Source organism: Priestia sp. SIMBA_032 (assembly GCF_046535215.1).
Lineage (GTDB): Bacteria > Bacillota > Bacilli > Bacillales > Bacillaceae_H > Priestia > Priestia aryabhattai.
Map to the genome: position 1 here is coordinate 252,190 of NZ_JAWRXD010000001.1, position 21,419 is coordinate 273,608.

The window sequence follows — 21,419 nt, forward strand, 5'->3', positions numbered from 1 at the left end:
TCTTAAAGTTATAGCCTGTCTGAGTGTTTCATTTTCTTTAAATAAAATAACTATGAATCTGTATATACTACTTTTTTATTTTAATCAGCACTGCAGTTACAGCATATTTGTGATTACATAATAAACCGAAAGAAAACAGCAGCAGTTATCGCCATTTTCTTTCGGTTTTAAAAAGTTATCTATCCGTACTTAATTGTCCTTGTGGTAAAATACTATTTTTCACAACAGCTGTTTTCGATCCTTTAATATTTAACAAGAAACTAGGAGCAAAAGTAGAATGTTCCTCTGAATAGAAGCCTCTGTTTGTCATGTAACTTGTGATTACGACATTGTCACCTTTCACTTGTGGAACTGCAAAATGTGAATACGTAAACGTTTTGTCATTAGGATCGAGGTCCATATGTAAAACAAGTCCTGTATCATTTAGCGGCTTGTATTTTCCTGTCAGCGTATTTGATACGTATCCTAGCATATATACGTCATCTTGGCCGATACCATCAATAGTCATTTTAGATCCGCGAGAATCTGTGAATAAGTACCATTTCCCATCTTTTTTAAATACATTTGCGCGTTCAATTTCATCTGTCACCGTGTTTGAAGTAATCAGTGGATCCATTACTTTTTTCAAGGTATAGTCGTTATTTAATTCAACAATGCCTAATGCACCGTTTGCTAAAGAGGCTTTCTTTTTATTAGAACTCTGCAGTAATTTCTCTTTTTCTGATTGGAAAAATGGATTGTTTCCACCGTAGTAAGCTCGATTATAAAGGGAATCTTCACCTTGATAACCATCTTCAGTTCCTGTGTTTGCTTCAAACACAAGGTATTTATGTCCTTTATCTTCTACATAGTGAGGATCTCTCAACGTATGATTATCTTCTGAACCATATGCGCCTTCGTCGATAAACTGCTGAATATTTTGATATTTTTTACCATCACCATCAAAAATGGATTTATGATCTTCAACACCTTCAATTTTTAACGTATCTGCACTTGGCTGAGATACATTTACTTGAGCTGTTGTTAAGGTTTGTTTTCCATAGTTTGTACCTGAAAAATTAGTATAGAATAAGCGCACTTTTCCGTCTGATGTTAACGTAGCAGATCCTGACCATTCTTGTGTTTGTTTTTTCAAATGAGGGTCATTCGGTACAAATTTGTCACTGTCTTTGAACACTCTTCCTGCATTTTTCCAACTGTCAATCGACTCTTCACCAATTTTTTTATAAAACACATAAATAGAGGTATCATCCGCATCTTTAGGATCGCCTGCTAGCGCAAATACAACTTGGTAACCATGATAGTTAGCTACTGTTCCATCAGCATTTAGCAGAGGCCAGCTGTCCCATACGTCTAAGTCAATTAAATTACCTGATTTATCATACCCTTTTGCAGAGGCAATATTTTTGATTGTTGCTTTATCAAAAGCTGGAACTTTAAACTGTTCGCTTTTTTGCTGCTGAGGAATTTTCAGCATGTTATCACGCGTAATATGGGAAACTCCATAATTATTGTTGGTATCTTTATGATTGCTTTCAGCAGCCCATGTTTGAGATCCAGCACCTACTAACAGAGCTGTAGCAAAAGATAAAGCTGTAGTTTGCTTTGCGATTTTCTTAATATTCATCTGTTTTTCTCCCTTTTGTATAATACCTTTTCTTGTGTCACTCACAAGCAATTCATTTTCTATGTATCGAGAAGTCATATCAATCTGGCGAAATAACAGAACCGGTTCCATTACCTTTCCAAGATTACTTGCATAATATTAAAAAGTCAAATAGGTAAAATGGAGTAATTATCTCATTTTTCTCCTCTTATATCTTTCATTTGGTTATAAAGTCTTAAACCTTCAACTTTTTGATTAAATAAGCAAATTCACCGTCATATTTAACCTGCTATTTTTTATAAGCTCTTCTACAATTGTTAAAGTGAGCCATTTCCAAAAAAATATTGTTAATGTATTTTTTGTGAATTAGTGGAATAATTTATTATATAATAGTTCCTATTGGCAATAATGAGAGACAAAAGAATTATATAATTGTTTTTCGATTTGATTCTTTTGTCCTGTTAAATTTTATGTAGCTTTTTACAAGAAATCGCTATCATTTTAATGAATCAATAATACATTTTTCAGAAAATCAAAAAGAGCTCTTTATAAAGAGCTCTTTTTGATATCATTTATGCTGTCTTTAAATAGCTGTTCTTATCTAAACAAATCAAGTCCCGCAGTACGTTTGATAAGGCTGATTAGACGGAGCAGACGGTGTACAGTACTCTGACTGATCAGGCGATTCATATGGGCTAGAAAGCACTTTCAGAAGATCTTCCATAACACTGTAGTCTCCTTTTTGTGCTGCGTCTAGTGCTGCTTCTACCCGGTGATTTCGAGGAATGACAGCAGGATTGTTATTTTTCATAAGCTCTTCCGACTCCGCTTTAGATTGTTTTTGCCTACCTAGTCTTTTCTGCCATAACTCCTGCCACTGTGCAAATTCTTCGCTTTCAAACAGGTCATTATTTCCTAGCTTATCGAAAGTTAATGCACGAAACGTATTTGTATAGTCAGCTTTATAGGTTTTCATCATGGTAAGAAGCTCTTGGAATAATGCTTCATCTTCTTTTTCTTCGTTAAAAAGTCCAAGTTTAGCCTGCATACCTGCCAGCCAGTTTTCTCGATAGAATTTTGGGAATTCCGTCACGGCGCTTTGAGCTATTTCAACTGCTTTCTCTATATCTTGATCGAACAGCGGTAATAAAGCCTCAGCAAACCTCGCAAGATTCCACCCTGTAATGCCTGGTTGATTTTGATAAGCGTAGCGCCCTTGTACATCAATTGAACTAAATACAGTTTCTGGATCATAGGTATCCATAAACGCACATGGTCCATAGTCAATTGTTTCTCCACTAATTGTCATATTATCCGTATTCATGACGCCGTGAATAAAACCAATAAGCTGCCATTTAGCAACTAGGGTAGCGTGCCGCTTAATCACTTCTTGAAGCAATGATAAATATTTTTTTTCATTCTTTTCTATGTGGGAAAAGTGTCGTTCTAATGCATAGTCAGCTAGCGCTTGAAGGTTTTCGACAGTTCCCCATTTTGCAGCGAATTGAAATGTACCAAAACGAAGGTGACTGGAAGCTACACGCGTCAAAATCGCCCCCGGCAGTTCTTTTTCACGAACAATGGATTCGCCTGTTGTTACGACTGCCAGGCTCCGAGTAGTCGGAATACCAAGAGCATGCATGGCCTCACTAATAATATACTCACGCAGCATAGGTCCTAGAGCTGCACGACCGTCTCCTCCTCGGGAATACGGAGTTCGGCCTGAGCCTTTAAGCTGAAGATCCACTCGTTCACCCGAAGGCGTAACTTGCTCCCCTATCAGCAAAGCCCGGCCGTCACCTAGCATGTTAAAGTGGCCAAATTGATGCCCTGCATAAGCTTGTGCAAGCGGGAAAGCACCTTTTGGAAAACTGTTTCCAGCCAAAATACTAACTCCTTCTTGGCTTTGCAGCTGTTCTTTTTGTAACCCTAGAGATGCGGCTAAAGAGTCGTTAAATTTAACTATTTTAGGTGAACTCACTGGATTAGGATCAAGAGGGGTAAAAAAGATGTTTGGTAACTCCGCATAGCTATTACGTAAATTCCATCCTGTTTCTTTTTGATTAGTCATCGTATCTCCTTTTCTTTTTGTGTCTTAAAACATAATTCTTTCTTTACTGATCGTTGTTTTATAAGCGTAGTAAGCCTTGCTCTACCCTGCTCTCTTTTGGGCATCTTAGAGCAGGACAGCTTCTCTTTCATTTATTTTCTCTTTTACTATTATATCGTATTTGCTCGTACTTTTAATCTAAAGTGCCTTATCCATTTGTATACCTCCACTTTGTTGACGAGCTATTAAATGCTCAAAAAAGGAAGAAGTATTAATATACTTCTTCCTCTGTATTTTACCCCCAAATATCTTTTAAATTCCAATACGTTAACTCTTTTACGATTACGTTTCCTCCTTCAGTAAATAATTCAATTCCGAGCCTGCTTTCTTTTGGATAAATACGGCTCGTCATGGTCGCTTGTCCTTCGTTTGCAAATACTTCAATGGAAGAACGGTCCACAAATATCCGTAAAGCTAGTGTCTCACCTGCTTGTAACGCTACTTTCCTAGCTCCATCTTCTTTTCCCGAGTGAGTACAGTCAAGTAATAACATTTGCTCATTAAGGTTGTAACACATAAGCGTTTCTTCGTTGTTTATTCCACGAATTTTTATTCCTACCGATGAAGCTTGGCAGTCCGCTAAATCAAATACAGCTTGTATCTCTAGCAAGTCTTCATTTACTTCTACTACATAGCTGTTAGAAAGAGCTTTATTGGTTAGCATATTATACTGAGTTTTCCGAAGTGATGTAAGCTCTTGGACGGGGTTCATTAACACTTTATCCTCTCTTAAAGTTAGTTCTCTCGGAAGCGTTAGCGCACCGCACCATCCATCCTCTTTCGTTGGCATATTAGCTTCCCACATGTCCATCCATCCAATTGCAATTCGTCTTCCTTTATCATCTAAAAGCGTTTAAACAGCATAAAAATCGTGGCCGTGATCTAATTCAGTAAATGACCCATGATGAAATGTATTGGTTTCATAACTATATTCTCCAACTAAATATCCCGTTTGGAAAAGGTTGTGATAGGAATCACCTTTTGCTTCTATCCCTTGAGGAGAAATCATTAACACATGCTTTCCGTCTAACTCAAAGAAGTCCGGACACTCCCACATGTATCCTAGATCTCCATCGCTTTTAGCAAGGACGCCAACATATTCCCACTGTCGTAAATTTGAAGACCTGTATAAGATAACACATCCCTCATGTTTCTTTGTTGAGTTTCCTAGAATCATATACCAGAAATCCTCGTGCTTCCATACTTTAGGATCTCGAAAATGATGAGAGCTATCTTCCGGCGGCTCAGCAATAACTGGGTTGACCTCTGCTTTTTCAAAGGTAATGCCGTCTTTACTAACAGCTATATTTTGGTTTTGAAAAAAAGTATCCAGTTCTTTGTCTATATAATTATGTCCTGTATAAATTAGCGTAAGCTCTCCTTCGTTATCCACGGCACTTCCAGAAAAACATCCATCTTTATCAAATGCATCTCCAGGAGCTAAAGCAATCGGTAAATGCTGCCAATGAACAAGATCTTTGCTTTTTACATGTCCCCAATGCATCGGCCCCCAACTCTCGTCATAAGGATGATGTTGATAAAAAACATGATATTCCCCTTTATACTGAACCAATCCATTCGGATCATTAATCCAGTTCGCTGGCGCCATAATATGATACCCCAACCGATATTGATGATTTACCTTTTTCTCTGCTTCATTTAATGAATTTTGAGCTTGCTCGATTTTATTTATCGTTAACATCATCATATCCCCCTATATAATCTGCGTGTTTTCTTATACATCTTTTCTTATAAACTTATGTTTTTTAGAGTTTAGTAGTGTAAACATGGAAATAACGTTAAATACCAAAACCATGCCTCCCATAATTAAATAGGTACGGGAAAAACCTACGCTATCATATAATCCTCCCGCTATGGGTGAAAGGACTGAAGCACCTATTTGTGAAGCGAATTGGAATCCAACCAAATAAAGTATAGAAGATAGGCGCGTGTCAAAGTTAGCTGCCAAATATTTAAAGATGGCAATGAGCATAATAGGAAGTTCTAATGCATGAATAAGCTTCATTGAAGATATTCCAATTGGACCAACCACAAGTCCTGACCCAATAATACGAAATCCCATTAGAAATCCTGCTAAAATCAAACTATTTTTTGCACCAATCTTATTTACAATAAACGGTGCTGCGAACATCATTCCAGCTTCTAAAAATACTTGAAACGAATTTAAGTAGCCAAATACTTGGTTACCTATCGATTCAGTAGGAAACAAAGATGCATAATAGATAGGAAATTGCTGATCGTATACCCTATACACGCACGTAACGCCAACAACATAAATCATAAAAAACCAAAATTCCTTCAATAAGAATAAATTACCTACATCTCTCAACGTGACGGATTCTGCTTTTTCCATTTCATAGCTGCTCATTTCTACCTTCACAGAAAGAATAATAGCCACTAGGATAACCGCTGAAACGGATGCCACCCAAAAATTAATATGAGGATTAATATTAAATAATTGTCCTGCAAAGAACGTAGCTGCAGCCCAGCCTAATGACCCCCACATTCTAGATTTCCCGTACTCAAATTTATATTTCCGGCTGACTTTCTCTATGTATGTTTCAATCGCTCCGATGCCCGCCAAAAACGCTACTCCTAAATATAAGCCTCCAATAATAGCTCCTATCAACACATTGTATTGAAGCAAAGGCCCATAAACAAAAATATAAAATGGTCCTACAAACACTAAAAGACAGCTAATAAAAAATAAAATGTGTTTCTTTAAACCTATCCTGTCAGATATATATCCGTACAAAGGCTGCATACACAAAGCAAAGATAGCGTTTACAGAAAAGATTAAGCCTGTAGCTGATCCGTTCAACTTAATCTCTTGCCCTAGCCAGATAGAAAATAAAGAGTAGCTCGACGACCACGTAAAAAAGAAGAAGAAAAAATATGCACTCAGCTTCCAATATAAACTTTTTGAACTTTTCATTTTAGTTACCCCTTTAGCTTAAGATATAAAATCTTTTATCTAACAAAATGAAAGCACTTTCAATTTGATTTTATGTCAACCGGTTTCACACTTTATATGGCAAAAAGATTGTATTAGGCGTAAAAGTGAGCTTTATGGTATGTTTAAATTGTTCAATAAACCGTTTACAATCCTTACATAGATTTTTATGTATCAAAATAAAACGTAGCGACTGGAAAGCTGCTTGCTTGATTGCATTTATTTTAAGACTTTTACATGTCTGATAAAGCAAGGTTTTGGAGAAATTAGGAGGAAACTAGATGAAAGCCAAAATTAGTGATGTAGCAAAAATTGCAGGTGTTTCACCGACTACAGTTTCTCGTGTATTAAATAACCGTGGTTACATAAGCAATGAAACGCGAGAAAATGTTTATAAAGCAATGAAAGAAATTAATTATTTCCCAAATGATATTGCGCGTTCATTATTTAATAAGCGAACAAATTTAATCGGTATGATTGTCCCGCAAACAAGCAACCCTTTTTTCGGAGAGTTAGCCTTTCATATTGAAAGTATATGTGCTTCCCTCAACTACAAAGTACTTCTTTGTAACAGTCTGAATCGCATTGATAAAGAAAAAAAATATGTAGAAATGCTTATCAGAAATCAGGTAGACGGTGTTATTGCCGTTACTTATAATAGAGGTATTTTTGATTCCGAAAGTCAAAGCCTTCCTGTAGTAGCAGTGGATCATTATTTATCAAAAGGTATTCCTACCGTATCTTCTGATAACTATTCTGGAGGAGAACAAGCCACGGAATTGCTTATTTCAAAAGATTGTAAGCATATTATTCATATTAACGGTCCCCTTAAACTTGAAACGCCAGCTAACTTAAGAAGGAAAGCTTATGAAAACGTGATGAAACAGTATGGAAAACAGCCTATCACGTATGAAATTTCAAATACCTTTGACCGCAACATTCAGCGAGAAACTATTTCTAAGGTTTTTGAAGAACATCCGGAAGTAGATGGTATTTTTGCAAGCGATGATTTACTTGCAGCTTTAGTAGTTGCTGAAGCACAAAAAAGAGGAAAAAGCATCCCAAAAGATTTAAAAATCGTGGGCTATGACGGAACGGAAGCTAGTCAGACTTTGTTACCTGGTCTAACTACAATTCAACAGCCCATTGAATCGATTGCTCAAACAGCCATTGATATTTTACTTAAAGAAATTGAAGGAGAATTTAGTAATGCCCCCCGTGAAATCTGTCTTCCAGTTAAGCTTCTAGAAGGGCAAACAACGTAAAAATACGTTTTTTATAAAATAAATATCAGTTTGTTGCATATTCTTCTTCCTTTATTCACACCTTAACGTTACAGAAAGGAGTTGAATACAATGGCAAACAATAAAAGCAGCAATAATAATGAATTATTAGTATACGGAGCTGAACAAGCAATCGATCAAATGAAATATGAAATCGCTAGCGAGTTCGGAGTAAATTTAGGAGCTGACACTACTGCACGTGCAAACGGATCAGTAGGCGGCGAAATTACAAAACGTCTTGTGCAATTAGCTGAGCAACAACTTGGCGGCGGACGTTTCTAAGACAATTTCATACACACCATGACTTAAGGAAGAATGGATATCCATTCTTCCTTTTCATATATTTAATTTCCATCTTTATATAAAAATTATTATTGCTCATCCTCTTTGCTGACTGATTTTGTTTTTCCTTTCTTTAGTACAGCACTGATTCCTAAACAACAGACAGCTGCTATCCATCCGGAGATGAGAAAATAAACGGAAGTATTTGCAAAAAGTGTACCTATTAAAATAAACAGGCCTCCGAGAATAATAAAAAGGACGTGGCCTTCACCATTTTTTTTCACCTTCATCACCTCTCCCCTACGTATACAAACTACTGTTCAGATACAAAAGAAACTTCTTGATAAACAAGAAGTTTTCTTACGTCCGTTTCTTTTTGAATAAAAAATAAAGGTGTTTTCTTTTTATTTATTCAACAAAACCACTCAATATTCTTCTCAATTACGTGCTATTCAATAATTTCTCCTGTTTTATACTCTTTCATAAATACATCAATAACATCTCCTGCTTCCTCGTTCTCCTCCTGCATTTGAACGAGTATTTCGTTTTGTGCATTTACCGAAAGAATTCTGACATCCGACATTCGGTTTATATCCAGCTGCAGTTCCAAATCCTTGGCAACTTCATCAGCTTTTAGTGAATCTTTGATAATATATCTGTGACTTCTCATGACATTCGCTCCTTTACGTTATATGAACGAATATAGTTTATCCAAACTATCAGTACACAATGACATTTTTTCTTATGTCTTTTATTTAAACAAAACAAAACAACGGCTTTTATCAGCCGTTGTTTTGTTTTTTGATTATGAAAAAGCATATTTATTTCTTTATTTGACCGTTCTCTGTATCAGGTATCATACGTTTATTTATTCCGAATGCGTAAAAACTAATGACAACAAGAGCGAGGAAAATAACTCCTACAATAAGTGAAATACGCGTTTCATCATTAAACCACATACCTACGAGCACCATTAGTAGAAAAGCAATGGTTACATAGTTCGTTACAGGCGCAAAGGGCATTTTGAAAGGGTGACTATCCATTTCAGCGCCTTTAGCTTTACGGAAACGAATTTGGCTGATAAGAATAATGAACCAAGGAATCATTCCAGGAAGCACGCTAGCACTGTATACATAAACAAATACATTAGGCGGAGCAATGTAGTTTAAAATAACACCGATTACTAATCCAATCATAACAGCGAGTGTACTGTAAATTGGGACGCCGTTGCGAGAAATTTTTGTAAAGAAATTAGGTGCTTGACCGTTTACACCGAGCGTATAAAGCATGCGTCCTGCACTGAAAATCCCGCTATTACAGCCTGACATCGCTGCCGTAATGACTACAAAGTTAATGATACCTGCAGCTGCCGTAACACCAACTTTAGCAAATGTAGATACAAATGGACTTCCTAAAGAATCTAACTCATTCCAAGGATATACCGTCACGATAACGAAAATAGCTCCAATATAAAAAATTAAAATGCGCCAAATGATACTTTGAATCGCGCTTGTTAACGTTTTTTTAGGATCCTTTGCTTCACCAGCTGTAATCCCAATTAGCTCGACTCCTTGATAAGCTGCAATAACAAGAGATAGCGCAAAGAAAAAGCCTGACCATCCGCCTGCAAAGAAGCCGCCGTGTGCCCAAAGGTTTGATAATCCGATTGCGTCTCCACCATTTCCAAATCCAAAGAAAATTAATCCAAGTCCTGCGATAATCATTAAAATAATCGTCACAATTTTAATCATCGCAAACCAAAATTCAAACTCTCCAAATGATTTGACTGAAATTAAGTTTGCTGCTCCTAAAATCAACATGGCTATCATACCAGGCACCCAAGCTGGTAAATGAGGGAACCAGTAATGCATATATGCTCCTACCGCTATAATTTCGGACATCCCTACGATTACAAATTGAAACCAGTTGCTCCACGCACCCATATAACCTGCTAATGGATGAATATATTTGTGGCCAAATGTAGCGAATGAACCTGTGCTTGGTTCCATGTACAGCATTTCGCCCATAGCACGCATAATAAAGAAAATAAACATTCCGCAAATTGCGTAAGCAAGTAATACCGATGGACCTGTCCATTGAATAGTGCTTGCTGATCCCATAAATAATCCAACGCCAATTGTTCCACCAAGCGCGATCATTTGAATGTGACGAGATTCTAAGCCTCTTTTTAGCTCTTTGTCTGCCATTCCATTTCCTCCTCCTAAACTTGTTATAGCTCTGTTAGGAAAGATACTTTCTGTTTCTGATGGAACAGCTGTCGTTTTTAAATCATTCCATTTTTACCTAGTACCTTTACAACTAAACTATTTTTTCTATTTTTAGCTATTCGACTGTATAATTACTTATTTTATAATAATGAATTTTCCTCAGAAATACAATTGTTTTTTTCAGAAAAACACTTAAATAAACCATTTACCTCTGTCATATCAGTCATCTTCGTAAAATAGTTTTTTATTTCAGTATAATTAAAATTTTATGAATATTAAAAATAAAATATAGTCTCAGCTTGGATGCTGGAACACTCTCGTTCTCAAGGATAACAAAATGAAACCGCTGCTCAATCGACCAAATTCCTTTCTTCTCCTTTTACGTTTTCACTTTCTCTTCTTAGGGAAAGTATCCATAGAAAAGAGAGATGAGGAGGGATTTTTCATGTGGCAAGCTGCGATGTGGGGCGGAATTTCAGGATCAGCTGTCCTTCTTGGTGCTTTGGCAGCAGTTTTTTTGCCTATCGGCAAAAAGATAATTGGTTATATTATGGCTTTTGGGACGGGTGTATTAATTGGAGCAGCTACCTATGAGCTGCTTGGAGACTCGGTTCATAGCGGCGGGTTAAAAGCTACTTCTCTTGGGTTCCTTGCGGGGGCTGTCGTTTTTACTTTTTTAGACTATCTAATTTCACGTCAAGGAGCGAATAAAAGAAAGAGGTCTACAAAACAAATAGCCGCGAATAGTTCTGGAATTGCTATATTTATAGGAACCGTAATGGATGCAATCCCAGAGTCCATTATGATTGGAGCTAGCTTAATTGAAAATGCAACCGTTAGCTGGCTTCTTGTTATCGCTATTTTTATAAGTAATATTCCTGAAGGACTGTCCAGCACGACCGGTCTAGTAAAAAGCGGATTCTCTAAAAAGAAAATTTTTTTACTATGGGCAGCTGTTTTGTTCATTTCAGCTTTTAGTTCATGGACAGGCTTTGTTTTTTTAGATCACGCATCTGAGACACTTATGGCTGCTATTGCTGCTTTTGCCGGCGGCGGCATTATTGCTATGGTAGGTTCTACAATGATGCCAGAGGCCTATGAAGAAGGAGGTTCTATTACAGGATTGATTGCTGCACTTGGATTACTTGCTTCACTGATACTGGATCATTTTTCTTAATCGTCTTCATACTACTTCTATCGTTTCCAAGTAGAAAAGAGAAAGCCTTCTACTTGGAGACATTTATTTCAATCACATTATTATGAATGTGTCTTCTTAGTAAGTAAAATCGTAGTTTTCTTTTATTTCCCGAGTAAAAGCTTTCCAATCCGTAGCTTCAAATTCTGCGTTGCGTGCTTTTAACTCTTTTTCCATTCCTTGAATCTCTTGAACAGCTTCTATAGTTCTTTCACTTCCTGGCCCTACTCTCCAAATTAATTCTTTGTATTCTTGTATTTTCCGTCGCAGCGAAGCGTTATCCATTTCTACATATTTTGACATGTTTCTAAGCTCCTTTTTCTTATTTCTATTAACCATATCATATTTCATATAATTTTTTTTAAGATTATTTTCAGCTTAATAAATACTGCTATACAGCGCTTTGCGATCTGCTAGTTTTGAGAAAAATCTAATTTTTAGAAAAAATAAAAAATAACCAGTTTAATCCTTTTTTGACCGGGAAGACAGACTATGAATTCAAATTTATTAGGAGGGATGCAAGATGGCAACTAATAAAAAGAATGAAAAAATGAGTCGTGAAGAAGCAGGAAGAAAAGGTGGAAAAGCTACTTCCAAAAATCATGACAAAGAGTTTTATCAAGAAATTGGTGAAAAAGGCGGAGAAGCTACTTCCAAAAATCAAGGTAAAGAATTTTACGAGGAAATTGGAAAAAAAGGCGGCAGATCCAGCAGCAGCCAGCGTAATAATTAACTAGTATTTGAAGTATATAAACAACTCGAAGAAGAAAAGTTCCTTATAGTACAAGCCACTGGAACTTTTCTTCTTCTAACTAATCTTTTCCATCTCTTTATGATAATGGGCTAACGATTGATCTTTTATGGATGAGAATAGCTCTGAATCAATAAAAGGAATCAATTTCTCTCCTATCTCCCAAGCATTACATTCAATTTGATACAGAAGCCATATATCTTCTGTTTCATCAAACTTTTTACTCAAAGACAAAAGGTCTTCATCTAGCGCATGGCCTAATTCATGAGCTAAAATAATCCATTGATAAGATTCTAAACATTCATTTGAACCAAACAAGTGCTGACACTGTATTTTAATATCTTTTTCATATAAAAAAATAGAATGCGTGCTAGGAACGTACTTTCCGCCTACACACCGCGTTCCAGGAAATTCATCTTCAATAACTAGCTCTATTGTTGGATCTACTCCATGAACAAAATCATGTAAATTCATAAAATCCCCCTACTTCTTTTCTCCAAACTTTAATTTTTCTCAAAAAATACATGTACAGGTTTACCATTATACATACGTTTATCTAAAATAACGTATGTATGTTTTTTTTTCAATATGTACAAGGCTATACATACAAAAAAACAAGCATAGCTGCTTGCTTTTTTTTGTATTAAAGCGGGGCTTCAACTTTTATATTGCCCGCTTATCCTTATAATTTTATATGTAGAATTTTATTAACGATATCGACTCGAATATTCGAGAATGCTGCGCAGCATTTGACGTGTACTCTGTGATTCATTTGTGCGTTCTTTATATTCAAGAGAACGACTAGGAGTTGACTTATTTTCTTCTTTATATTGAGAACTTTTGTTTTCTGACACGTTTTTTCACTTCCCTATCTCTATTTTATCAAGAGCAGCTCAAAGCTGCTCTTTTGGTTGTCATTCTTTTATTTGTTGTGACGGCTTACTTTTGATTTTTGAAGCTCATCTGTATGAATATCGTTTGATAAAATATTTTCATTCACATTATCGACAGCAGCTGCACTGCTGCTGACTCCTTGGTTTTTGCTTTTATTTTGTTTACTCATTCCATCCACCTCCATGTGTAACGTCTATATTTTATGGAGTTATAAAAAGAAAATAAGAGGTAGTATTAGGAAAATGACCTTCTTTTCTTTTTGCTTGCATCCCTCTTATTAAATAAAAATAAAATCTCCATATTTAACAGAATGCACCAGAAATAAATGTTCATACTAAGAGTAGAAATTCTGCATATTCATTTTGAAAATATAGGAGGAAATAAGTGTGAGTACAAATAGAAACACACTATCCATTTTTGCTTTAGGCGGCATTAATGAAATAGGAAAAAATATGTATGCCGTTCAATATGATGATGACATCATTGTAATTGACTGCGGCTCTAAATTTCCTGACGAAAGTTTATTAGGAATTGATTTGATTATACCTGATATTACATACTTGCAAGAGAATCGAGAAAAAGTTCGAGCAGTGGTTGTTACGCATGGTCATGAAGATCATATTGGAGGCATTCCTTATCTTTTAAAACAGTTGAACCTTCCCATTTATGCAACAAGCCTTACCCTTGGATTAATTGACATTAAACTGCAGGAACATCAATTATCTGCAGAGACGGAGCTTATTGAAATCAACGAAGAGTCAGAAATTACGTTAGGTAATATTCCGCTTTCTTTTTTTAAAACGAATCACAGCATTCCAGATTGTCTTGGCATTGTCTTTCATACGCCTGAAGGAGCTGTTGTGCATACCGGGGATTTTAAGTTTGATTTAACTCCTGTTAACGACCAATATCCAGATCTTCATAAAATGGCTAAAATTGGAAGTGAAGGTGTACTGGCTTTAATATCAGAAAGCACAAATGCTGAACGCCCTGGATTTACGCCTTCAGAAAAGCTAGTTGGCAAACATGTAGAAGAAGCTTTTCGTAAAGCAAAGCGAAAAGTGATTATTTCTACTTTCGCCTCGAATGTTAACCGCGTACAGCAAATTGTAGATGCAGCGATTAAAACGAACAGAAAACTTGCGCTGCTAGGAAGAAGCATGGTTAACGTTGTATCAGTTGCGTTAGAGAAAGGGTATTTAACCATTCCTGAAGGAATGCTAATTGAACCTTATGAAGTACATTCACTTGCGCCTGAACAAGTCGCTATTCTCTGTACTGGAAGCCAAGGCGAGCCGATGGCCGCTCTATCTAGATTAGCCAGCGGAAATCACCGACAAGTAGAGATTCTTCCTGAAGACACGGTCATTTTATCGGCAGGGCCTATTCCTGGCAATGAACGTAATATTTCTCGTATTGTCGACAGTCTTTTCACACTCGGTGCTCATGTGATTTACGGTTCAGGAAGCGCAACAGGTATGCACGTATCAGGACATGGCTATCAAGAAGAGCTAAAATTAATGGCTACATTGATGAAGCCAAAGTATTTTATCCCCATTCACGGTGAGTTTCGAATGCTTCATCACCACAGCTTATTAGCAGCATCCGTGGGGGTGGAAAAAGAGAACATTTTTATTATAAATAACGGTGATATTGTTGATATCAAGGGCGGAGCAGCTGTTCAAACAAGAAAAATCCCTGCAGGTAATGTATATGTAGACGGGTTTGGCATTGGGGATGTTGGCAACGCGATTTTACGTGACCGCAAACAGCTTTCAGAAGATGGTATGCTGGTTATTGTGATTACTTTAAATAAAGCGGAAGGGAAAATTGTGTCTGGTCCAGATACCATTTCACGAGGCTTTGTTTATACCAGAGATTCAGAGCAGTTATTAAAAGATGTTAACCGACAAGTGACTAAAATTGTAAATCAATTACAAAAAGCTCATGTTCACCAATGGAGCATTATGAAAAAAGAAATCAAGACAGCGCTTGGCCAATTTCTATATAACCAAACCAAAAGAAGACCTATGATCCTTCCTGTCATTATTGAAGTTTGATTATTCCACTAAAAAACTGCCTTAGTCCCCACTAAGGCAGTTTTACTTTATAAATCCGAAGCTTAACCCAAAGTTAGAAGTTGCCCTTTATAGTTTATGAATAGGCACTCCCTTTATATGTATGGTTAAAAGTGTTAGGTGTATTTCTTCTTTTTTATCCCATTCTATAAGAGAGATATTTCACCGTAAATATCTTGTGAAAGTATCCTATCCTTGAGGTGATTATGATGAATGATAAAAATCAAGTAGATCAGCATTCAGAACTATTCCGCCACAACTGGACGAGACCGAAGCGTTCAAAGTCCCAAGTAAATGGACATACAGAGATGTCTCAAACGAACATCATCTTGCGAAGTAATGCAAAAGCTCATCGTTGGTAAGGATGATACACTTCAACAAAAAAAGACGCGAACGCGTCTTTTTTTGTTATTGGCCGTCTGCTCCGCTTTGAGTTATCTTGCGAATATGACCATCTTCATAATTATTTTCTCGCAGCGCTTTCGCTTTGTCATCTACTACTTGTTTTTGATCTACTTGTGAAGAAGGAGTCTGCTTGTTTTTTGGCATGTTCATAACCACCTTTTATTTTTGTAATTGTACAACGTGCATAGTGTCCCTCATAAAGATTAAATATATGTTAGCTAGCGGCTTCTTCTTCTTTCCACTTATGGCGCAGTTTTAAAATAACAAGGCTTATAACAATTAGAAAGCCTAAGCTTGCAAAGAAACCTGGCCTGCTTGCAGATTCTAACAGCGTACCGCTTACTGCTAGCAGGATTAATAAGAGGCCAACAGCTTGTTTTACTTTATCCCAAACGGTTTGTTTGATTAAGCGATGAAAAGAAATTAAAATAAAGAACCAGTTATAAATCAGCATCAGTCCCGCTGCTGTTGTAATGTACTCATAAATTTTCCCGGGCAATAGCAAGGAAAGAACAATAGAAACAATTAATCCTGCCGTTGTTAAAAGCAAGGCCGGTAAAGGAAACTGCAGCTTTTTCTTTTTTTGCTTTGAAAACAATGCAGGAGCATCTCCATCTTCTGAAAGAGTGACAATCATCGTTGTTACAGAAAAGAAAGAAGCCGACATTGTTGAAAATCCAGCGATAATCATTGCTCCATTAAACACATGAGGAAAAAATGGAAGATGATATGTTTCCAAAGCCGTTATAAAAGGGCTTTGATTTCCATGAAAATCATGAAATGGGACAATTAAAATAGCTAAACTCAGTGAAACAATATAAATAACTCCAAGGAGAATAAGCATACTTCTTCCCGCTTTCGGGGCGTCTTCTTTGTTTTCTAAACGAACCGTCATGATTCCCATGACTTCGATTCCGCCGAAAGCATAAAAGGCATAAAGCAAAGCGCCCCATAAACCTAAAAACCCGTGGGGAAATACTTCACTCATCGTTCGTGGCATCCCTTGTTTGGCACCTTCGTCTAGACATCCAAATAAAGCGAGACTAGCTAATACAATAAACATTAAAATGGCAGCCACTTTTGTGACAGCAAATACATTTTCCATTCGTTCAAAGCCTTTTGTTCCGATTAATACAACAGCAATGCCTAAAACAGCATAAATAGAGGCAAAGACCCACAGTGGAATACCGTCAAACCAAAAACGTGTAAAAAGAGATAAAGCCGTGAGCTGACTCCCCATGATCAGCATCTCTGAACTCCAGTACACCCATCCGCTGCTAAAGCCTGCCCATCTTCCATAAGCTTTTTTAGCATAGGAGCGAAACGAACCTTTTTGAGGATCTTGGGCACTCATTTTAGCAAGAGCGTCAAATACAATAAATGTACATACTGCTGCTAGTAAAAAAGCAATTAATACAGAGGGACCCGTGGCTTTTATTGCAATACTTGATCCTAAAAAATAGCCTGTACCGATGATGCACCCTACTCCGATTAAAGACAGCTGCCACCATTTTAATTTCCCTTCAACCTGACTTCCGCAGCCTATTTTCTTTTTCATACTATCACTCCTTACACCTCGATGTAGTGTGTGATAGTTTGAAAAATTTATGCGCAAAAAGAGACAGCTTTCTACTATTTTTCAGCAGATAAAAAACGCTTTAAATTCAGTTCTGCTTTCTCCCCTTTTAAATAATGAATTGCTGTACAGCTTGCCAGCCGAAATATATACCAAATCCTATTAGAGAAAGGCCGGATATAACGGAGACTGCAGTCAAAAACGTCGCCGCTAAATACCTACGAAAAGTGCTTGCTAAAGCTGCCATAGCAATATCCCAGCATAAAATCCCTGTAAAAATAGCACAGCTGTATAAAATAAGCTGTCCTGTTTCGTATGTATTAGCTGTTTTGGCTAAAACAGAGCCATAAATACCAAGCCAAAAAAGAATAGTAAGCGGGTTTGTTAATGAAATGAAAAAACCTGAAAAAAAACACTTTACGACCGAATCTCCTTTTGCGTTCCGATGCTGTGTAATTTTCCCTGCGCTCATTAATCCTTCAATACCGGTATAAATTAATACGAAGCACCCAAACGAAAAAAGAAACGTTTTCATAAAATCGCTGTTTAAAAAATGAACGGACCCAAAATAAACTACAAGCATATAAAGAGCGTCAACCGATGTTGCTCCTATTCCTAAGAACCAAGCATGTAAAAAACCATTTTTGATTCCTTTATCAAGCTGAGCGGCGTTGATAGGACCGATTGGTGCGGCTAACGATAGCCCTAGTAACATATAGCTGAAAAAAGCTCCCACATGCATCCCTCCCTGCTTCTGAGGTTTTATAAATTGAACTATGATAAATGTATGCAGCCTGCTTAGCTTGTACTACGTAATTTTTATTTTATTTCTAAATCCTTTTGTATACCTGCGAAAAAGCAGCGCATGTTAACTGTAAATACTATACAGAAGGATGAGAGACATGAATTCATACACTCATATTAAAGAAGCACTACAATTAGCGGAGCAGGCTGTTTATCAAGGACAAATGAATTTGAATGGAGCCAATTTTCAAAATGCTCAAATGCATTTGAATATCGTTCAGCAGCAAATTAATGAGCAAAAAGAAGCGACGTCTGGTGATAAAGAATTAAGACGAATGGAAGAGCACTTAAGACATTTACGCGAAGCGCAGCAGGCTATTCAGCAAAATTTTTAATAAGGGTAGTTGTAACTTTTTTTACTTTTATACGAAAAACTAAAAAAGCTCTACGAACTCACTGAGTTCGTAGAGCTTTTGATCTTCACCTGCAGCTTTTAAGAGCTGCGTAAAGAGTAAACTTTTTTCTTTATTCTTATACATACTTTCCGTAATCAGGACGAGCAATCTCATCAAAATTCTTCGTAAGCTTCAATAAATTAGTTGAAAGCCATTCGCCGGAAACTGGTTTTCCATGTCCTGTCACCGCCACAGATGGATGAAGTGACTGAAGCACTTCAACTGATTTTTTGGCAGATGCCCAGTCCGTAGTTAAATAACGAGGAGGACCGCTAATTTCCAATTCTTGCTCTAGTACATCCAGTAAATATTCTTGCTTAGTGGTAACAAAAGCATCTCCTGCGATAAGCGCCAGATCCTGCTTTCTAAAAAGAGAAATATGTCCTGGAGAATGACCAGGGGTGTGAATCCATTCCCATTCCGGCATATGAGGTATAGAGCCGTCGGCTGGTAAAGCTTGCACGTGAGAGCCTAAATCAATGGCTTCCGTTGGAAATAGTGGAGAAAGCTTTGCCACGAGCCCGCCTTCCACTGTGCCATCTGGTGTAGGATAATTTTTTTTACCCGTCACATATGGAAGTTCAAGTGGATGTGCATATACCGGTATGTTCCACTTCTCCACTAGTTCAATAATAGATCCAATATGATCAAAATGTGCATGTGTAAGAATAATTGCTTTCGGTTTTTTTTCTTTTCCAAACCTTTCTTCTGCCTCTTTGATAATCATAGAAGCCGAATTAGGCATTCCCGCATCCACAAGTACAAAACTATTTTCTTTGTCTGGATTTCCTATAAAACATACGTTAACAATCTGTGTAGTGTAGCTGTAGATATCCGGTGCCACTTCGACTCCTTTTCCACTGGCTATAGAGCTCATGGGAATGAAACTTTCCGTTGATGAACTTCCGTGCATCTCTCTATTCAATTTATAATTCCCTCCTTTAACGTGTCACTTCATATATGTGATACACGTTTATGCTATCCACCTTTGCTTTCGTTATTCTTTCTTTAACTGGCTCTCTTTTATGTATCCATAAAAAAAGAAAGGAGAAAAACTCCTTTCTTTTTTACATCAATTATACTTTTGCTGGAACTTTAACGCCCATGATCGCCTTTGGTTCTAGATATTCTTCAATACCAAATGCTCCCCACTCGCGTCCAATACCAGATTGCTTAAATCCACCGAATGGTGCAGCTCTGTCTTGCTCGGCATCGTTGACGATAATTTGACCAGCTCTAATATTTTTAGCAACATAGTCAAGCGTTTCTTGGTCTTTTCCGACCGCATAGCCTGCAAGTCCATAAATTGTATCGTTTGCAATTTCAAGAGCTTGCTCTAGATCATCATACGTAATAATAGTGGTTACAGGTCCAAAGATTTCTTCTTGTGCAATAACCATATCATTTGAAACGTCAGTAAAGACTGTCGGTTTAACAAAGTATCCTGTTTCTAAGCCATCTGGTTTGCCCGTTCCTCCAGTAAGAAGTGTTGCACCTTCGTCCATTCCTTTTTTAATATAATCCTGTACGCGATCCCACTGTTTTTCCGCTACGAGCGGTCCAGTTACGTTGTCTTTATTTAATGGATCACCAACTGGGAATGATGGTAGAACCTTCTTCACTGCTTCTTCAAATTTTTCTTTCATAGAGGCAGGAATGATAATGCGCGTTGCTGCCGTACATACTTGCCCTGTATTCATTGCAATGTGTGAAACTGCTATTTTAGCCGCTTCTTCTACATCCGCATCCTCTAATACAACTAGCGGTGATTTCCCGCCTAGCTCAAGGGCTACTTTTTTGATTGTTTTAGCCGCGTTTTGCATAATTTTCTCGCCTACAGCACCTGATCCTGTAAATGATACAAAATCAATGTCCGGGTGAGAACTAATACCGTCACCGATTGTACTTCCCGTTCCGTTTACAAGGTTAAAGGCACCTTTTGGTACACCAGCTTCATCAATGATTTCTGCTAATATCATCGCTGCATACGGTGTAAGTTCTGATGGTTTTAATACCATTGGACTTCCTGCTGCAATAGCTCCTGCAATTTTAGTAGAGGTCTGATTTGTTGGGAAGTTCCATGGTGTAATAAGTCCGCTTACTCCAATAGACTCTTTTACGACCTTGTAGCTTCCATGATCTTTTTCAAATGTGTAATCTTCAAGTGCATTAGCTGCTTCTTTAAAGTGGCTAAGTCCCATTTCATAGTGAACTTCTTCTGAAATCTTTAAAGGAGCGCCAAGCTCTTCAGTCATAACTTCAATAATCTCCTGTTTACGCTTTTCGTATCCTTTTGCAATATTGCGAAGCATTTTAATTCGCTCTTCTTTTGTTGTTCTTGAAAATGTGGGAAGGGCTGCTTTAGCTGCTGCCACGGCTTTATCTAAATCTTCTTTTGTACCTAAGCTAATTTTACCAATTGATTTTTCAGTAGCAGGATTGATCACATCTGACGTTTCGTTTCCTGTTGATTCAACCCATTCTCCGTTAATAAAATGTTTTAAATTTGTACGCATTGATTTGATCTCTCCTTTTAGTTTGTTAATTGTTGAACTATGTCATCTAGTTTTTATCTACCCGCCTGTCTGCTTCTCAAACACCACTGGTATTATTTTTTGTTTCTTTGACTGCCTTATCCCTTTTCCAATCGGCTTTTCGCAGCTGAAATTGTTTTTCCCCTGAAGCTTTTTAGTTCTTTATAACAAGCAGAGATGAAGTCATAGCGAAATCAATCCCATCTAAAGATGAACAAATTGGATAAAGGAGCTAGTATGGATTACTTGTGATACCGCTGTGAATTTCTGTGCAAGCCTTCGCTTTCTGCTGGAGGTCGATGAG

21 protein-coding genes and 2 pseudogenes are annotated in these 21,419 nt (G+C 37.2%); 7 read left to right on the top strand and 16 right to left on the bottom strand.

What is annotated here, in order from left to right; translation table 11 throughout:
* Positions 1-175: 175 nt before the first annotated feature.
* The 4 genes and pseudogenes from SB717_RS01270 to SB717_RS01285 all read right to left on the bottom strand — a co-directional run bounded on the left by SB717_RS01270 (position 176) and on the right by SB717_RS01285 (position 6,672).
* Positions 176-1,627 (bottom strand): glycoside hydrolase family 68 protein, encoded by a 1,452-nt coding sequence (locus SB717_RS01270; protein WP_410903048.1) that lies wholly within the window; start codon positions 1,625-1,627, stop codon positions 176-178.
* A gap of 589 nt (positions 1,628-2,216) precedes the next feature.
* Positions 2,217-3,677 carry a protein adenylyltransferase SelO gene (locus SB717_RS01275; protein ID WP_410903049.1) on the bottom strand — a complete coding sequence of 487 codons (1,461 nt, stop codon included), beginning with the start codon at positions 3,675-3,677 and terminating at the stop codon, positions 2,217-2,219.
* Between the two features lie 274 nt (positions 3,678-3,951).
* Positions 3,952-5,409: pseudogene (locus SB717_RS01280) on the bottom strand (glycoside hydrolase family 32 protein).
* A 42-nt stretch (positions 5,410-5,451) separates the two neighbouring features.
* Positions 5,452-6,672, bottom strand: a complete 1,221-nt coding sequence (locus SB717_RS01285) for an MFS transporter (RefSeq protein WP_410903050.1) — start codon at positions 6,670-6,672, stop codon at positions 5,452-5,454.
* A 299-nt stretch (positions 6,673-6,971) separates the two neighbouring features.
* On the opposite strand from SB717_RS01285, the gene SB717_RS01290 reads away from it, so the two are divergent.
* Positions 6,972-7,955: a LacI family DNA-binding transcriptional regulator gene (locus SB717_RS01290; RefSeq protein ID WP_410903051.1), complete on the top strand. Its 984-nt coding sequence runs from the start codon at positions 6,972-6,974 to the stop codon at positions 7,953-7,955.
* Between the two features lie 90 nt (positions 7,956-8,045).
* Positions 8,046-8,255, top strand: a complete 210-nt coding sequence (locus tag SB717_RS01295) for an alpha/beta-type small acid-soluble spore protein (RefSeq protein ID WP_013058452.1) — start codon at positions 8,046-8,048, stop codon at positions 8,253-8,255.
* A gap of 89 nt (positions 8,256-8,344) precedes the next feature.
* Here the strand turns inward: SB717_RS01295 and SB717_RS01300 are convergent, their stop codons facing one another.
* From SB717_RS01300 to SB717_RS01310, 3 genes are all read right to left on the bottom strand, one after another.
* Positions 8,345-8,545, bottom strand: a complete 201-nt coding sequence (locus SB717_RS01300; protein ID WP_045291392.1) for a hypothetical protein — start codon at positions 8,543-8,545, stop codon at positions 8,345-8,347.
* A 158-nt stretch (positions 8,546-8,703) separates the two neighbouring features.
* Entirely contained in the window at positions 8,704-8,925 is a 222-nt protein-coding gene (locus SB717_RS01305) for a hypothetical protein (protein ID WP_016763596.1), read from the bottom strand.
* A gap of 151 nt (positions 8,926-9,076) precedes the next feature.
* Positions 9,077-10,462, bottom strand: coding sequence for an amino acid permease (locus SB717_RS01310; RefSeq protein WP_410903052.1), 1,386 nt, complete (start codon positions 10,460-10,462; stop codon positions 9,077-9,079).
* Positions 10,463-10,928: 466 nt separating this feature from the next.
* Here SB717_RS01310 and SB717_RS01315 point away from each other — a divergent pair, with 466 nt between their 5' ends.
* The gene (locus SB717_RS01315; RefSeq protein ID WP_410903053.1) at positions 10,929-11,660 is read left to right on the top strand and encodes a ZIP family metal transporter; all 732 of its coding nucleotides are present in this window, start codon (positions 10,929-10,931) and stop codon (positions 11,658-11,660) included.
* A 96-nt stretch (positions 11,661-11,756) separates the two neighbouring features.
* On the opposite strand, the gene SB717_RS01320 is transcribed toward SB717_RS01315, so the two are convergent.
* The gene (locus SB717_RS01320; protein WP_025749248.1) at positions 11,757-11,981 is read right to left on the bottom strand and encodes a hypothetical protein; all 225 of its coding nucleotides are present in this window, start codon (positions 11,979-11,981) and stop codon (positions 11,757-11,759) included.
* Positions 11,982-12,201: 220 nt separating this feature from the next.
* Here SB717_RS01320 and SB717_RS01325 point away from each other — a divergent pair.
* A pseudogene (locus tag SB717_RS01325) lies at positions 12,202-12,405 on the top strand (KGG domain-containing protein); the annotation flags it as partial.
* An 81-nt stretch (positions 12,406-12,486) separates the two neighbouring features.
* Here the strand turns inward: SB717_RS01325 and SB717_RS01330 are convergent.
* The 3 genes from SB717_RS01330 to SB717_RS01340 all read right to left on the bottom strand — a co-directional run bounded on the left by SB717_RS01330 (position 12,487) and on the right by SB717_RS01340 (position 13,492).
* Complete coding sequence (locus tag SB717_RS01330; protein ID WP_074678164.1) at positions 12,487-12,903, bottom strand: hypothetical protein; 417 nt, start codon at positions 12,901-12,903, stop codon at positions 12,487-12,489.
* 233 nt (positions 12,904-13,136) lie between these two features.
* Entirely contained in the window at positions 13,137-13,283 is a 147-nt protein-coding gene (locus tag SB717_RS01335; RefSeq protein WP_410903054.1) for a hypothetical protein, read from the bottom strand.
* Positions 13,284-13,351: 68 nt separating this feature from the next.
* Positions 13,352-13,492: a hypothetical protein gene (locus SB717_RS01340; protein WP_410903055.1), complete on the bottom strand. Its 141-nt coding sequence runs from the start codon at positions 13,490-13,492 to the stop codon at positions 13,352-13,354.
* 217 nt (positions 13,493-13,709) lie between these two features.
* Between SB717_RS01340 and SB717_RS01345 the strand changes: the two genes are divergently transcribed.
* Together SB717_RS01345 and SB717_RS01350 are read left to right on the top strand one after the other, a co-directional pair.
* Complete coding sequence (locus tag SB717_RS01345) at positions 13,710-15,383, top strand: ribonuclease J (protein ID WP_410903056.1); 1,674 nt, start codon at positions 13,710-13,712, stop codon at positions 15,381-15,383.
* 227 nt (positions 15,384-15,610) lie between these two features.
* Positions 15,611-15,763 (top strand): YpzG family protein, encoded by a 153-nt coding sequence (locus SB717_RS01350; protein ID WP_013056278.1) that lies wholly within the window; start codon positions 15,611-15,613, stop codon positions 15,761-15,763.
* Between the two features lie 46 nt (positions 15,764-15,809).
* Here the strand turns inward: SB717_RS01350 and SB717_RS01355 are convergent, their stop codons facing one another.
* The 3 genes from SB717_RS01355 to SB717_RS01365 all read right to left on the bottom strand — a co-directional run bounded on the left by SB717_RS01355 (position 15,810) and on the right by SB717_RS01365 (position 18,118).
* The gene (locus tag SB717_RS01355; RefSeq protein ID WP_013082476.1) at positions 15,810-15,950 is read right to left on the bottom strand and encodes a hypothetical protein; all 141 of its coding nucleotides are present in this window, start codon (positions 15,948-15,950) and stop codon (positions 15,810-15,812) included.
* Positions 15,951-16,020: 70 nt separating this feature from the next.
* Entirely contained in the window at positions 16,021-17,364 is a 1,344-nt protein-coding gene (locus SB717_RS01360) for an amino acid permease (RefSeq protein ID WP_182003872.1), read from the bottom strand.
* A gap of 127 nt (positions 17,365-17,491) precedes the next feature.
* Complete coding sequence (locus SB717_RS01365; RefSeq protein ID WP_074678170.1) at positions 17,492-18,118, bottom strand: LysE family transporter; 627 nt, start codon at positions 18,116-18,118, stop codon at positions 17,492-17,494.
* Positions 18,119-18,284: 166 nt separating this feature from the next.
* On the opposite strand from SB717_RS01365, the gene SB717_RS01370 reads away from it, so the two are divergent.
* Positions 18,285-18,521 carry a hypothetical protein gene (locus SB717_RS01370; protein ID WP_129707417.1) on the top strand — a complete coding sequence of 79 codons (237 nt, stop codon included), beginning with the start codon at positions 18,285-18,287 and terminating at the stop codon, positions 18,519-18,521.
* Positions 18,522-18,657: 136 nt separating this feature from the next.
* Here the strand turns inward: SB717_RS01370 and SB717_RS01375 are convergent, their stop codons facing one another.
* Both SB717_RS01375 and SB717_RS01380 read right to left on the bottom strand, forming a co-directional pair.
* Positions 18,658-19,506 (bottom strand): MBL fold metallo-hydrolase, encoded by an 849-nt coding sequence (locus SB717_RS01375; protein ID WP_045291409.1) that lies wholly within the window; start codon positions 19,504-19,506, stop codon positions 18,658-18,660.
* A 151-nt stretch (positions 19,507-19,657) separates the two neighbouring features.
* Positions 19,658-21,097 (bottom strand): aldehyde dehydrogenase family protein, encoded by a 1,440-nt coding sequence (locus SB717_RS01380; RefSeq protein ID WP_410903057.1) that lies wholly within the window; start codon positions 21,095-21,097, stop codon positions 19,658-19,660.
* Between the last annotated feature and the right edge of the window lie 322 nt (positions 21,098-21,419).